The organism is Pseudoalteromonas sp. TP27 (assembly GCF_056470645.1).
Window position 1 is genome coordinate 29,426 of record NZ_JARDAK010000004.1, and the last position, 15,123, is coordinate 44,548.

Here is a 15,123-nt window from a genome sequence, read left to right on the forward strand (position 1 = left end):
TCTGATTTATTAAAGCCAATTACCCTTTTCGCTACCCCTAATATTAAAAATATCTTACACTGGTTTTATCTCAAGCAAGGACCGTGTTATATGCTAAATATTATTCAATCAAACCGGATGGAAGCTCTGCAAGCGCAGTTCCACCAGCTGTTAAAAGTAAACCCATTGCAAAGCCCGTTCGACAAAGAAGTGGTGCTAGTGCAATCGCCGGGTATGTCGCAGTGGTTAAAAATAGGTTTGAGCGAAAACTTAGGAGTCGCAGCGCAGGTGGATTTTCCGCTGCCGTCGAGCTTTATTTGGCAGTTGTATCAGCAATTACTGCCAAATGTCCCTAAAGAGTCGGCATTTAACAAACCCAACCTTGCTTGGAAACTGTTTGCAATTTTACCAAATTGTATTGATGAGCCATTATATTTGCCGCTAAAAACTTATTTAGAGGGCGATATCGACGGGCAAAAAACCTTTGCGTTGTGCGAAAAAATAGCCGATGTGTATGACCAATATTTAATGTACCGACCGCACTGGATTGCTACATGGGATAGCGGCAAAGATGAGCTTGATGATGTTGATGTAACCATTGCCCCATGGCAACCTGACTTATGGCGACGCATTGTAAAACTAAGCCAAGACCTTGGGCAAAGCCAATTTCATCGCGCTAACATGCAAGGGCAATTATTGGCAGCACTTGAGACGATGGATAATAGCTTACTACCACAACGCATTAGCTTATTTGGTATATCGGCAATTGCCAGCTCCCAGCTTGAGGTGTTTGAAGCACTGAGTAAAAAAACAGAGGTTATATTATTCTTTTTTAACCCGAGTGAGCATTACTGGGGCGATATTATAGATGAAAAAACAGCGGCTAAAATAAGCGCTAAATACGCTAAAATGCCGCTGGTGGAAGCGCAACAAAAAAAACAAACTAACCCAGATGAAGAATACTACTTTATTGGTAATCCGTTGTTATCGTCGTGGGGTAAATTAGGTCGCGACTATTTTGAGCAACTCGTACAGCTAGATGCTCGTTGGATTGATGGTTTTATTGATGTGTTTGACGACACCTTACTTGGGCAAGTACAAAGCGAGATTTATCAGCTTGCGTTTAAAGGTGAATCGCTGACCGATAACAAAGAGTGGTTTATAAACGACGAGGGTAAATTACCAATCAGTGCAACCGACACCAGCATTACGCTAAGCGATTGCCATACACCGCTTAGAGAAGTTGAGCGCTTGCACGACTACTTACTTAACTTATTTAATCAAAACCCCGAACTAACCCCTAAAGACATAATTGTGATGATGCCCGACGTAGGCACTTACAGCCCTTACATTGAAGCCGTATTTGGTGGCGCACAAGGTAGCCGCTTTATTCCTTACGCTTTGGCCGATTTAGCCATCGAGCAAGAAAAGCCCGTCCTTAGTTCATTTGCGAGTTTAGCTAACTTACCGTTTTCGCGCTTTGGTGTGTCAGATATTCTCGATTTATTACAAGTGACGCAAATAGCCGAAAAGTTTGGGCTTGAAGCACACGAATATGAGCAAATTCAATATTGGCTTGAACGCGTAGGCGTTAAATGGGGTATAAACGCAGCGCATAAAAGCAGCTTTGATTTGCCCGCTATCGATTTAAATACCTGGCAACATGGGCTTAACCGTTTACTGCTTGGCATTGCCATGCGCGACGAGCAATGTCCGTTTAACGGTATTTACAGCGCTGACGAAGTAGAGGGCATGGCGCTTGATACGCTTAATAAGCTTGTGCACTTTATTGATGTACTGCAAAGTTTTAAAGAGCAATTAACGCCCGACGATACACTGACTAATAAAGCGCATATTTTAAGCGAGCTATTAAACGCGATATACGAAAGTGAAAGCGACGATAGCTGGGATTTATTAGTGCTGCAAAATGTGCTCGAAGAGTTACAAAAACACCACGACAACGGCGATTACAGCAAAGCGGTTTCGCAGCGTATTGTTAGTTATTTAATTAAGCAAGGCATTCAAGAAAAAGGCGTAGGGCAGCGGTTTTTAGTAGGCCAAGTAAACTTTTGTACATTGATGCCAATGCGCGCCGTACCATTTAAAGTGGTATGTATGCTTGGCTTAAACGATGCCGACTATCCGCGTAACGTACAGCCTATTGGTTTTGACCTGGTGCCGTATTCTAAAAAGCAAAAAGGTGACCGATCACGTAAATTAGATGACCGTTATTTATTTTTAGAGGCGCTATTGAGTGCCCGCGACAACTTATACATGAGTTACATTGGTCGCTCGTGTTTTGATAACCAACCGCGCATGCCATCAACGCTTGTAAGTGAGCTGTTAGAATACATAGGGCGCAGCTTTGTATTAAGCGAAGAAAGCGAAAAAACACTGCCAGCATGTTTAATCAATCAGCAGCATTTACAGCCCTTTAATAGCCATTATTATTTAGCAGATGAGCAAGCCAATACTGTGCTGAGTAACCACAGTTACAACCCAATTTGGCTGCCAAGTGAGTCAATTAAACCACAACCGGTTATTGCGCTTGATGTGATTGTGCCAGAGCAGTTAGATCTCGATGTGTTTATTAAAAGTGTGTGCAGCGCACAAGAGAGCTTTTATCAACAAACACTAGGTTTACGCCTGCCACAATTTAACGAAGTAGCAAAAGACGAAGAGCCATTTAGCCTAGATGCGCTGCGCCGTTATTTTTATCTTGATGAAATACTTAAAGCCAATATAAACGAGCAACCACTAAGTACCGAACAAATACTGCAGCGAGGTGAGTTACCTCAAGCCAATGTAGGCAGCCTCATATTTGAAAGTATGGAGCACCGAGTTGATGCGCTTGCAGGGCAAGTAAAAGAGCACATTAAAGGCGGAAAAAGTGAGCCAATAGAAGTTTTGCTTACCATTGAAGGCACTAAAATAGAGGGATGGCTCAATCATGTTTATTTGCAAAAACAAGTGTTTTATCGCAGCGCGAGTATTAAAGCGAAAGATTTAATTAAAGGCTTTATTTATCACCTTGCAGCGCAAAGTATGGAGCATCACGTAGAAACATTGTTACTTGGGCTTGATAAGCAAATTACCTTTGCGCCCATAAGCAAAGCCGATGCCGATGCATTGTTACTTGATTGGTTTGAGTTATACAAAGCACTGCGCAAAGAGCCTGTGCCATTTTTTCCGGTAAGTGGTTATGAGTACGTTAAAAGCGGCGGCGATATAACAAAAGCAATGAGCAAATTTAGCCCGCAATACATAGGGCGAGGCGAGGGCGAAAACCCGTATATTCGCTTAACGGTGCAATCGCTAAACGACTGCCAAGAAGAATTTATAAAATGGAGTGATAAATTGCTCACGCCTTTATTTAAACACGCAAAGGAGAGTGACCATGCAAGCGCTTAATCCTCTTACTATGCCGCTCATTGGTCAAAGCTTAATAGAAGCGAGTGCGGGTACCGGTAAAACCTACACCATAACAGGCCTTTATTTGCGTTACTTATTAGGTATGCAAATAGACGGTGAGGTAAATACGCCGCTCAGTGTTGAGCAAATATTGGTAGTAACCTTTACCGACGCTGCCACCCAAGAAATTAAAGACCGCGTACGCAGCCGAATTATTGCTGCGCGCGATGCACTGCTTGGACAAGACCCAAACGATGAACTCATTGAAGGTGTAATTGCCGTCATTGACGATAAACACCGCGCATTTGATTTACTCGATGCGGCTGCTAAATCAATGGACGAAGCCGCTATTTTTACCATTCATGGCTTTTGTCAGCGAATGCTAAAACAACATGCGTTTGAGTCGGGTGTGGCGTTTAATCTCGAATTTATTTTAGATGAGCGCGACATACTGCTCGAAACCATTAAAGATTTTTGGCGTGCGTTTGTATATCCACTTAATAAAGAACGCACCGATGCTATTTTAGATGTGTTTGCCGCACCAGAGGCTTTATTCGCTCAAGTGGCGAGTATTTTAAATAAAGCCAATGCGCACATTACACCACAAATAAATTTAGATGATGTATGGAAAGCCCGCGATGAATATATAATCCGTGTACCCGCATTTAAAAAAGCAGTATTAGAGCAAGAGTTTATAGGCGCTATTAAAGGCTCGGGTTTAAGTGGTTCTAAAACGCCAGCACGAAAAGGCAGTCTTGCTGCGCTTGAAGCATTTTGTTTAGGCGGCGATTTGTTTTTTGAATTTGGCACTAACAAGTATTCGTTTGAAGTGTGGAGCACAGAAAACTTAAGCGATGCAGGTAATTATAAAAAAAATCAGCCATTATTTACGCATCCATTACTGAGTCAGTTTGATGAGCTTGCCGCACTTAATAACACCATAAACCAAGGGCTAAAAATAGCGGTTGTACAACATGCAGCACGTTGGGTAAAAGCTGCCATAGTTAAGCGTAAGCAAGAGCAAAGTGTGATCACCCCCGATGATTTACTGACCAATTTACACAGCGCGCTTAACAATGAGCAAGGCGACGTACTAGCACAAAAAATTGCGCAGTTGTTTCCGGTTGCCATGATTGATGAATTCCAAGATACCGATCCGATTCAGTACGGTATTTTTAGTAAAATTTATGGGCAACAAAATACCACGCTTGCCATGATAGGCGACCCCAAGCAGGCTATTTATGGCTTTAGGGGCGCAGATATTTTTACGTACATTGGCGCAAAAGAAGCTGTACTGATTGATCAGCAATTTACGCTGGGTACTAACTTTCGCTCAAGCACCGATATAGTCAATAGCGTTAATAGTTTATTTGGCAAACACGCTAACAGCTTTATTTATAACGACGCCATACCGTTTAACGCAGTGGCTGCTAAAGGCAAAAAAGCGGATGACTCTTTTTTAATTGATGGCAAACCCGCTACCGCATTCGAATTTAATGTATTTGTAGATGAAGCCGCAGACGAAAAAAACAAACCAACTAACAAAGGTGTAGGGCAAGCGCATTTAGCCACTCACTTTGCTAATAAAATAGTGACCCTGCTTGAAAAAGCAAAACAGGGGGACGCGTGCATTGGCAGTACCCCTGTAAGCGCTGCTGATATTTGTATATTAGTGCGTGACCGTGTTGAAGCGCAAATAATGAAAAAAGCGCTAGATGATGCCAAAATTGCCAGCGTGTATTTATCACGAGAAAGCGTTTTTAGCCAAGAGCTTAGCCATCACTTACTTAACTTTTTAACAGCGCTGCATGGTCAATATGACGAGTCATTGCTGCGCGGTGTTTTAGCCGGACCACTATTTTGTTTAAGTTATAACGAAATACACGCACTCGCTGATGATGAAAATAAATGGCAAGACTACTTAAACTTTTTTGCACAGCTTAGCCACATTTGGAACAAGCAAGGTGCTATGGCAATGCTTGAGCGCTTAATGAGCCACAATCAGCTTAGCGCTAAATGGCAAGGGTTAGGGTATAACGTTGAGCGTTGGTTAACCGATTTTAGGCATTTGGGTGAAATACTTCAGCAAAAACAAATAGAGCTTGAAGGTACGCTGCGTTTACTGCGCTGGTTTGCTCAAAAGGTAAGCCAACAAGATGGCGAAACAGTGCAAGTACGCCTAGAAAGCGACGCCAACTTAGTTAAAATAGTCACTATGCACGCCTCAAAAGGGCTTGAATACCCACTGGTATTTATGCCGTTTGCCAGTGGCTATCGCGAAACAAAAGAAGCGCTTTATCATAATAATGGCAAGCTAGTTTACGATTTAAGTAAAGACGAAGATGCCCTGCAAAAAGCAGAGCAAGAACGCCTAGCTGAAGATTTACGCCTGCTTTATGTAGCGCTTACTCGTGCCGTACATTTTTGTGCGCTGGGTGTTTATAACATTGGGCAAGGACAAAGTAGCCGCTTAGCGATTCAAAGTAGTTCACTAGGACACGTGTTATTTGCAGGGCTTGAGCTTGCGAGTAGCCAAACATGGCGCACGCATTTAAGTGAGTTTTGCGACGCTAACAGCGCGATGAGTTACCAGCAATTTACCTCACAAACGTTATTAGAGCAGGGCACGCTTTGTTTTAGTAATAGCAAAATTGCGCAGCAAACGTTAAGTGTTAATAGTGTAAAGGCAAATATTGAGCGTAATTGGCGAGCAACTAGTTTTAGTGCGTTGAGTTTTAAAAAGCACAACGACCAATTAGCCCCAGGGCGAAGTGATGAAGATCACGAAAAAGACGAGTTTGCAGTACAAGAGGACGAGCTGCCATCACCTTATAGTTTTCCTAAAGGGCCAAAACCTGGTAGCTGTTTGCATGAAATATTTGAACAAATAGATTTTACCAGCCCAGTCGTTCACCCGACTAATACGGAGCAAAACTTATCTGAGGTGGTAAAACGCAGCCTTGAAAAGTATCACATAGGTGAGCAATGGCGAGAAGTGGCTGAAAAATGGGTGCTTGATGTTCTTGCGTGCCCCCTAGATAAGGGTCTTCTTTCATTGGATGTGCTTACACCTAATGATTGCCTAGTCGAAATGGAATTTAATTTACCACTTGAGAGTTTAAGTGCACCTAAGCTAAACGAAATGCTGGTTAAGCATTTTGGTTTTACGCAAAGTAAACTTGAGTTTTCGCAAGTAAAAGGCTTATTAAAAGGCTTTGTCGATTTAATATTTTGCTATCAAGGCAAGTATTATATTTTAGATTATAAGTCTAATTATTTAGGCAGTTCGCCAGCTGATTACGAAGGCGATATGCTTGAGCAAGCGATGAGCAGTCATCAGTATCATTTACAGTATTTAATTTACACAGTAGCGCTGCATCGGTTATTAAAACAACGCATAGCTGATTACTCGATAGAAACCCATTTAGGTGGTGTGTATTACACTTTTTTACGAGGAATGCCGGCAGGGCAAGGCGTGTACTTTAAAAAGCTAACTGTAGAACAAGTGATTATTTTAGATGGCTTATTTAGCCAAGGAGCCATGCTATGAGCGATTTAAATGAGCAACCTGGCTTGTTTGACGATATTGACCAAACGCTTAATGATGAAACATCCGTTGTAGCACAAAGTACAGCGCCAGATGCTGTACAAGAAGACATTGCAATAAAGAATACAATTACCGAAGTGCCGTTACTTGAGTATCTATTATCTGAAAATCGGCTACGTGTCGTTGATGTAAAACTCGCTGAGCTATTGTGCGCTAATAACGCATCAAACGTTCATAATGAATTGTTTTATATTATTTTACTGCTGTGCTTATCGCAGCAAAGCCAACACAGTTGTTTAACCTTAAATGAGGTTGATTGGAGTAATCCTTTTAATTTACGCAAAGGCGATTTTAATAAACTCGATGGCAATGTACCAAGTACGCTAAGCCCGTTTAGTGATGATTTTAACGTACACACAGCGCTTAGTTACTTACAAAACCACGAAAGCGTAGGCGAGAGTAAACCACTGCAATTGTTTAACGACCGGCTTTATTTTGCGCGTCTTGCCGGTTATGAGCAAACACTCGCTGACAGATTATTAAGTATGAGCGAGCGAAAGCTCAATATTAACAACGAAGTATTGGCTGAACTTTTAAATACCTATTTTCCTGCAGATTCTGCAATTGAAACTGATTGGCAAAAAGTGGCGTGCGCGATTGCCGCGACCAAAGGCTTCAGCGTGATCACGGGCGGTCCTGGCACAGGTAAAACTACCACGGTAACTAAGTTACTGGCTATTTTACAGTCTCTTTATAAAACAGTACCCCTTAGCATTAAACTTGTGGCCCCTACAGGTAAAGCCGCTGCTAGGTTGAGTGAGTCAATATTGGGTGCAAAAAATAAGCTCACAACGATCCCTGATGATATAAAGGTGTTGATACCGCAAAGCGCTCAAACTATTCACCGCTTATTGGGCGTAAAACCGTTTACTAATAAATTCAGACATAACAAAAGCAATCCACTGCATTTAGATGTGCTGATTATAGACGAAGCCAGTATGGTCGATTTATCGCTAATGGCTAAATTAATAGAAGCGTTACCTGCGCACGCGCGATTAATACTCTTAGGTGATAAAGATCAGCTTGCCTCGGTAGATACCGGCAGTGTAATGAGCGATTTATGCCAAGGTTTAGCGCTTGGGCAAACACCAAGCTACTCGCAAGCACGTTGTGATGAGCTAAATAGCTTATGTTTTAATAATCAGCCTAAACTAGCAGCTCAAAACAAGAGTGAATTTAAGCTCGCAGATTGCATTGCCTTTTTGCAGCACAGTTATCGGTTTGATGCACAAAGCGGCATTGGTCAACTAGCATTGGCGGTAAACACCAATAACACCGGTATTTTAAATTACGTAGAGCAAGAAAGTACTGAAGGGCGTTTTAACGATGTAATTTTAGATTACGACTTTGTAGCAAAACCAATAGAAAAACTCGTTAAAAGTGCAGCAAGTCATTATGCAAAATACCTAAACTTAATTGCCCAAGGTGCAAGTGTTGCACAGGTGCATGCTGCTTTTGCAAGTTATCAGCTTTTAGCTGCGGTACGGGAGGGCGACTATGGCGTGCATAGCTTAAATCAACGTATTGAGCGCGTATTACAACAACAAGGCTTGATTACCGTAAGCCCTAATACTCATCATTACACAGGCATGCCTATAATGGTGAGCCAAAACGATTACCAGCTTAAGTTATTTAACGGCGATATTGGTATTTTAATGCCCGATGAAAGTGGGCAGCTCAAAGCCATATTTATTGATGAGCAAGGTAACCAACGATCATTTTCGCCTGCACGCTTGCCGGCGCACGATAAAGTATACGTAATGACTATTCATAAATCACAAGGCTCAGAATTTAGCTACACCGCCATGGTACTGCCACCGCTAAAGCAAGCGCGCATGGGTATTAACAGACAATTAGTGTATACGGGCATAACCCGTGCTAAAAACACCTTTGAGCTGGTGGCTGACAAAAAAGTACTGCAATTAGCAATGAATAAAAGCGTATCTAGGGCATCAGGTTTATACGAAAGATTAACGTTTTAGACTTTGAGGATTACGTTGCGCCGAAGCTATTATATAAGTACATTTTCACTTATATAAGTGTTCATATGTAGTTGCGGTTAAAACTCTTATTATTTATCGCGTTATGGTAAATGTCTCCTATACTAAAATTAATTTTATATTGATTGTATTAGTAAGGATATTAATGTTTTTTTCTAAAAATAAACAAAATGAGATAGCGTCTTTAAAAGCTGAACTTTACCCATTACAGCAAGTATGGGAAGGGCTTTATCGAGAGATGCTAGTATTTAATATCCTCTATGATGGGCGAATTTCGCACGCGAATGATAAATTTTTAAGTAATTTAGGCTATACCGAAGATGACTTAAGTAATAACTCTTTTAGTGATTTTATTACTGAATCTTCTCGTCAATCTGCAGAATTTAAAAGTCTACAGCAAGCCATTAAAAAAGAAGGGCATTGGGGCGGTGCATTACAAGTTATGCGCAGCGACGGCAAAGCTGAATGGCTGCGGTTAATAGTTCATCCAGTAAAAGGGGAGCAAGATCAGTTGCTCTATTTTTCTGTATTTGGCAGTGTGCTTACAAAAACAATTACGGCTTCTCGCGAGCAAAGCGATACCATTAAAGCTATTTACCGTTCTATGGCAGTGATTGAGTTTGATTTAGAGGGTCATGTTTTAAAAGCAAACGATCAGTTTTTATCGGCAATGGGTTATCAAGAAAGTGAAATACTAGGTAAACATCACCGTACATTTTGTGAACCGTCAGAATCAAACTCCCAAGAGTACTTACAATTTTGGGCTAAATTGAGAGAAGGACAATTTATTGCAGAGCGTTTTAAGCGAGTTGATAAGCATGGCAATATTGTTTGGCTAGAAGCGTCATATAACCCGATATCTAATGATGCTAATGAGCTTTATAAAGTGATGAAGTTTGCGACTGTTATCACTGATCAAGTAAATCAAGAAATTGCAATTTCACAAGCGGCCGAAATTGCCTATAGCACCTCAACTCAAACAGACAAAAAAGCTGAACAAGGCGCGAGCGTTATACAAGATACGGTTACTGTAATGACGGAGTTGGCTATTAACATGGAGCAAGCTGCAAATGAAATTTCAGCGCTTGATCAGCAGTCGCAACAAATATCGAGTATTGTACAAAGCATTAGTAGTATTGCTGAGCAAACAAATTTATTAGCACTAAATGCGGCAATTGAAGCGGCTAGAGCTGGCGAGCAAGGTCGAGGCTTTGCAGTTGTTGCAGATGAAGTTAGGCTGCTTGCATCGCGTACCTCAAAAGCAACAGAAGAAATTGTAGAAGTTGTACAGCGCAATCAATCACAAACACAAAATACGGTGGCTGTAATAGAAAAAGGTAAAGAAAAAGCAGAGCAAGGCTTAGCGCTATCTAAAGAATCAGGTGAAGTGATGCAGGAAATTCAAGAAGGTGCACAAGAAGTTGTGAATGCGATTGGGCAATTTACCAGTGAGCTTAAAGCCAACGGTTAGATTAGCTTCGTCCTTATTCTAAAGCGGGTACTTTTAATGGTGCTCGTTTTAATCTTACTACCTCAATATCCCCTTGAGAACCATCCAATAATTTCAAATTTAACAAGTATAGATTTATTAAGTCATTAATTAGTATGAAATAAATTTCAACCCCCTCCTAAATGATAATAAATTGTTGCATTTTTGTCCGTTGTTCCTAATACTAGTGAGCGCTTAGGCTGACAAGCTTACGCAAACCAACATGAATACCTTAAATGATAATAAAATATTAAGTACACAACATTAAGGAATTGTATGAACAACAAAAAACGCACACACAAATTAATTAAGCCAAGCCACATACTCGGTGCGGGGTTAGCTATGTTAATGAGCTTTTCTGCAGCGAGTAAAGACTATAAAATTATATTAATTCACGGCTTACAAACCGCGCAAATTACAAATAAGTCGGGTAGCGATGTAGTTAATGATGGGGAAACATATTGGCAGTCGTATTGGAATAATCACGCAGATGAGCGAATTGATTGGCCTGCTTATGAACGTATTGAAGGAAAAATTGCTACTGATTGGGTGTGGCCAAAATTAAAGCAAATATCACGTTCTAATTTATGCAGTGATGGTTGTGTATTTGTAACGCATTCAACCGGTGACTTAGTTGCACGCCATATTATTGATAATCAAGAAAACTGGTTAGAAAACGAAGGCTTACAGCCGCTTAATATTGTGGCTACCTTTGATTTAGCTGGCGCGGGTGGTGGAAGCGAGCTGGCTGATGTGGCAGTTAGTGCTTTAACTGGCGCATCATGGAACTTTGCGGTCGATGCAGCACTCAAATGGTGGTTAGGGAGTGATGTAACCGAAGCTGTTGGCGTATTACACGATTTAAAAGTGAATAATGCCCGCAAAATATCGCCATTTCCTGATGCACGTACACCTCGTTTACGCTTTGTTGCCGATGGTAATGCGTATTTAGGTTTAACAGGTGGATTTTTAAAAGGCAATGATGATTCGGTTGTTGCATCGCATTCTTCATGTGGTGCAAGTTCAGCACGCTCATTTGGAAGTTGTAGCCAAAGTATTGATACTGATGGCCGTTTAAAATCGCAAGGTGATGCGGTAAACAGCTTTATGCCAAACCATTATCCAATGATGATGAGTGACAGTTATAGCCACAACGAAATACATAACGCGCAGCGTAAAGGTAATGTAACGATAGCGATGAACAACGTAAATGTAGCCGATGATAACGTAGGGTTTAAAACGTTTGATAAAACTACAGGTAGTTGGTTTTGGAAAAAACAATATCGTTATATTAAGGATTCAAATAATTTAAGCGCATCAGCACTTATTTATAATGTGATCCCATAACATTTAGACGTGCGGTTTATAACTGCACGTCTTATAAAGGATTAAATTTAACTAATGAAAAAATTTTATGTCGTTGCTTTAATTATTAGCGCTATTTTATTTTCGCTATGGTTTACTGGGAAAAGTGATGCTCATAAAGTAGCTGAGCCTATAAAACCACAGATTAAACACAGCGCGAACGCAGCTGACTTATCGCCTGTAAAAGTGATCCCTATAGATGTACCTAAGGCTAAAAAACCACAATCAAAAAAACAAATTGTGTTTAATGAAGACCTAACAAAAGCAGCGCAGCAAGTGGTTATGCAATATGAAAGTGCACTTAAATTTCCTCCTTATTCTCAGCCATTAAGCGCTTTAGATGAAGATAGATTAAAGCCAAATCAGTTTTATCCTGTGTCGAGCCCTATAGGTGAAAGTGGCGATGCTTTAACGGTAAGTCTCAAACAATATCGCTTTGTATACCCAGAAGAAATAACAATAAAAGTAAGCGCTCAAGGGCTTGGTAAAGTAGTCGTTGAACTTGCAAATACAGACACGAAAGAAGTATTAAACACTCATACAGGTAATGCACGTGAAGGTGAGGCAACTATCACTTTTAAAGGCGAAGATGATTATCCTCGTAGTTTGCAAGTGTTTGTAGAGGGTAATGTTGCTGGTAAAAAAGTCCCCGTAGTTGCGCAAATTCAATATATGGCGCCAAGTGCGACTTTAACAGGTTTTGAAACTGCATATGCGCAAGATGAAAACATGGTCGTGCCAGCTAATTTAACCGTGATAAAAAGCGGTTTGTATCGTGTTAGGGCTAATTTATACAGTGGTGATACACCACTTGCTCATTTGGTATCTAAGGAACGTTTAACACAGGGAAACCAAACCTTAGACTTAAAAGCTCATTGGTCAATATTACCTCACGGTATTACAGATATGCGTTTAAGTGATTTTGTAATTGAGAGAATGTCGCCAAGCCCCGGTGAGCGTAACAGCTTTGGGAATAGTGAAATAAGTCATTTTGATATTACTGATTTTGCATACGATAGTTTGCAACAGTTGCCGTACCAGGCCAATGCACAAGAAAAGTTAAGTTTAGAGTTTTTACAAGGTTTAGCTGAGAGCTAAAATAAAGCTAAGATTAAATTGGTAAACTAAAGGGTTTGTATATAAATACAAACCCTTAATCCTTAACTCTTAGTTAACTATAACTAAAAGTTAGCTTAGATTTATAGTAACTACACTTGGCGATTCTTGTTCATCAAGCTCATTAGTAACAGGCACTTTAGGTATATCTGGCTTATCAAGGGCGATATCGCCACCATCAATGATTTCACCCGTTTGTAAGTTTTTAAAATCAAATAAATCAGCATCAGCTAAATGTGAAGGTACTACGTTTTGCATGGCTGTAAAAATACTCTCAATACGGCCAGGGTGCTCTGCATCCCATTTAGCGAGCATTGCTTTTGTATGTTTACGCTGCAGGTTCTCTTGTGAGCCACAAAGGTTACACGGGATTATAGGGTAGCCTTGTGCAAATGCGTATTGAGCTATATCGGTTTCTCTGCAGTATGCAAGCGGGCGAATAACCATGTGCTCACCGTTATCACTCATTAATTTAGCCGGCATACTTTTTAATTTACCGCCATAAAACATATTTAAAAATAAGGTTTCAATCATGTCATCGCGGTGATGCCCAAGGGCTATTTTAGTGGCACCCAGCTCTTTTGCTGTTCGGTATAAAATACCACGACGTAAGCGTGAGCAAAGTGAGCAGGTAGTTTTACCTTCAGGAATAATATCAGTAACAATACTGTAGGTATCTTCTTCTACTATTTTGTATTCAACATTTAATTTATCAAGATACTCAGGCAATACATGTTCAGGAAAACCGGGTTGTTTTTGATCTAGGTTTACAACAATAAGGTCAAACTTTATAGGTGCAACACGTTTTAAATGCTGGAGCATTTCGAGCATAGTGTAGCTGTCTTTGCCGCCAGAAAGGCATACCATTATGCGGTCGCCTTCTTCAATCATATTGAAGTCCATAACGGCTTGACCAGTTTGGCGACGTAAACGCTTTTGCAGCTTATTTAAGTTAAATTGAGCTTTAGCTTGATCTGAGTGTGACAATTACGCCCCCTAGTAAAACAATACAGCAAAGTTATTTGCTAAAAATAAAGGGGCGTATTATACCCAAACCACCTGAATATGCGAGTTTAGGATGTAATTAAAATTGATTTAAACATGCCTTATTAACACGTAAAAATAACTCGCTTATAACGTGTACATAAGGCCTAAAATTAATCCTTTGCCAGCGGGCTTACGTAACCGTCAGGTTTAAGTGCCAGTACATCACAGTCTAGACTATCAATTACATGCTCTGCTGTATTACCCACAAGCGCCGCGCTTAAGCCAGTGCGTCCAACAGTACCAATAACAACTAATTCGCTATTTAACCGCTTAGCCACATCAGGAATTACATCCTCAGGTAGGCCTTCTTCAATAAAACATTGCTCTTGGCTTAAATTAAACTCAGCTGCCAATGCATTAGTTGATTCATGGTGATGCTTTTTAACTGATTCGTTATAAAGCCCAGGATTAAACTCAGGGATTTCGATTGCTATATTAATCGGTGTAGCGGGGTAGGCATTAACTAAATTAAGCTTTGCGTTGGCAAGTTCACATAAAAATTGTGCATCTTTAATAACGCGTTTATTAAGTGCTACATGCTCTTCATTTTCGCTAACCGCATTTACAGCAGCTAAAATATTACCGTTAGCAGGCCATGCCATTTCTTTTACAAACAATACAGGAGCGGGACATTTACGTACTAAGTGCCAATCGGTAGGGGTAAAAATAACTGACTTAAGTGCACCATGTTGATGTGTGCCTTTAATAACTAAGTCGTATTTTTGATCAATGACAGTATCAATTATGGCCTCGTAAGGGCGATTATGCCAAACCACTTGGGTTTCAATATTTATATCTTTATAAGGAGAGACTAAATCGGTCAGCCATAGCTCACGATCTTTTAATACGGCGTTACGCATTGCTTCACGTTCATCGCCAGAGAGCATGGTTGTCATTTCATAAGAGAAGTCGTACACCGTCATAAAAGCGGTAATACTTGCGCCAGACTTTTTAGCTAAATCTATTGAACGTGCTAAACCGTGTTGATCATCTTTGGTAGGGTCAATAACCGCAATAATGCGTTTAATAGTGTTCATATGCTACTCCATTTACATAACGGGTGTACATTTAGTGTAACGTAAATATAAAACAGTTAAAGGGGTAGCATA

8 protein-coding genes are annotated in these 15,123 nt (G+C 40.5%); 6 read left to right on the top strand and 2 right to left on the bottom strand.

Annotation, left to right across the window (positions count from 1 at the left end; translation table 11 throughout):
* Positions 1-90 precede the first annotated feature (90 nt).
* From recC to PX700_RS06670, 6 genes are all read left to right on the top strand, one after another.
* Positions 91-3,390 (top strand): exodeoxyribonuclease V subunit gamma, encoded by a 3,300-nt coding sequence (recC, locus tag PX700_RS06645; RefSeq protein WP_479520264.1) that lies wholly within the window; start codon positions 91-93, stop codon positions 3,388-3,390.
* A complete protein-coding gene (recB, locus tag PX700_RS06650) occupies positions 3,377-6,940 on the top strand; it encodes an exodeoxyribonuclease V subunit beta (protein WP_479520265.1) in 3,564 nt (1,187 codons plus the stop codon). The genes recC and recB overlap by 14 nt, the downstream gene beginning before the upstream one ends.
* Positions 6,937-8,979 (top strand): exodeoxyribonuclease V subunit alpha, encoded by a 2,043-nt coding sequence (gene recD, locus PX700_RS06655; protein ID WP_479520266.1) that lies wholly within the window; start codon positions 6,937-6,939, stop codon positions 8,977-8,979. The genes recB and recD overlap by 4 nt, the downstream gene beginning before the upstream one ends.
* Before the next feature lie 163 nt (positions 8,980-9,142).
* Positions 9,143-10,468 (top strand): methyl-accepting chemotaxis protein, encoded by a 1,326-nt coding sequence (locus tag PX700_RS06660; protein ID WP_479520267.1) that lies wholly within the window; start codon positions 9,143-9,145, stop codon positions 10,466-10,468.
* 294 nt (positions 10,469-10,762) lie between these two features.
* Positions 10,763-11,833, top strand: a complete 1,071-nt coding sequence (locus tag PX700_RS06665) for a hypothetical protein (RefSeq protein WP_479520268.1) — start codon at positions 10,763-10,765, stop codon at positions 11,831-11,833.
* Positions 11,834-11,887: 54 nt separating this feature from the next.
* Positions 11,888-12,949, top strand: coding sequence for a hypothetical protein (locus PX700_RS06670; protein ID WP_479520269.1), 1,062 nt, complete (start codon positions 11,888-11,890; stop codon positions 12,947-12,949).
* A gap of 90 nt (positions 12,950-13,039) precedes the next feature.
* Here PX700_RS06670 and ttcA read toward each other — a convergent pair whose 3' ends face one another.
* Positions 13,040-13,954 (bottom strand): tRNA 2-thiocytidine(32) synthetase TtcA, encoded by a 915-nt coding sequence (gene ttcA, locus PX700_RS06675; RefSeq protein WP_415637589.1) that lies wholly within the window; start codon positions 13,952-13,954, stop codon positions 13,040-13,042.
* Positions 13,955-14,124: 170 nt separating this feature from the next.
* Positions 14,125-15,051, bottom strand: a complete 927-nt coding sequence (uspE, locus tag PX700_RS06680; protein WP_415637588.1) for a universal stress protein UspE — start codon at positions 15,049-15,051, stop codon at positions 14,125-14,127.
* Positions 15,052-15,123 lie beyond the last annotated feature (72 nt).

Excerpts from the sequence above, each read along its gene's own strand:
- recC (WP_479520264.1), top strand. The coding sequence starts at position 91 with ATGCTAAATATTATTCAATCAAACCGGATGGAAGCTCTGCAAGCGCAG.
- recB (WP_479520265.1), top strand. The coding sequence starts at position 3,377 with ATGCAAGCGCTTAATCCTCTTACTATGCCGCTCATTGGTCAAAGCTTA.
- recD (WP_479520266.1), top strand. The coding sequence starts at position 6,937 with ATGAGCGATTTAAATGAGCAACCTGGCTTGTTTGACGATATTGACCAA.
- PX700_RS06660 (WP_479520267.1), top strand. The coding sequence starts at position 9,143 with ATGTTTTTTTCTAAAAATAAACAAAATGAGATAGCGTCTTTAAAAGCT.
- PX700_RS06665 (WP_479520268.1), top strand. The coding sequence starts at position 10,763 with ATGAACAACAAAAAACGCACACACAAATTAATTAAGCCAAGCCACATA.
- PX700_RS06670 (WP_479520269.1), top strand. The coding sequence starts at position 11,888 with ATGAAAAAATTTTATGTCGTTGCTTTAATTATTAGCGCTATTTTATTT.
- uspE (WP_415637588.1), bottom strand. The coding sequence starts at position 15,051 with ATGAACACTATTAAACGCATTATTGCGGTTATTGACCCTACCAAAGAT.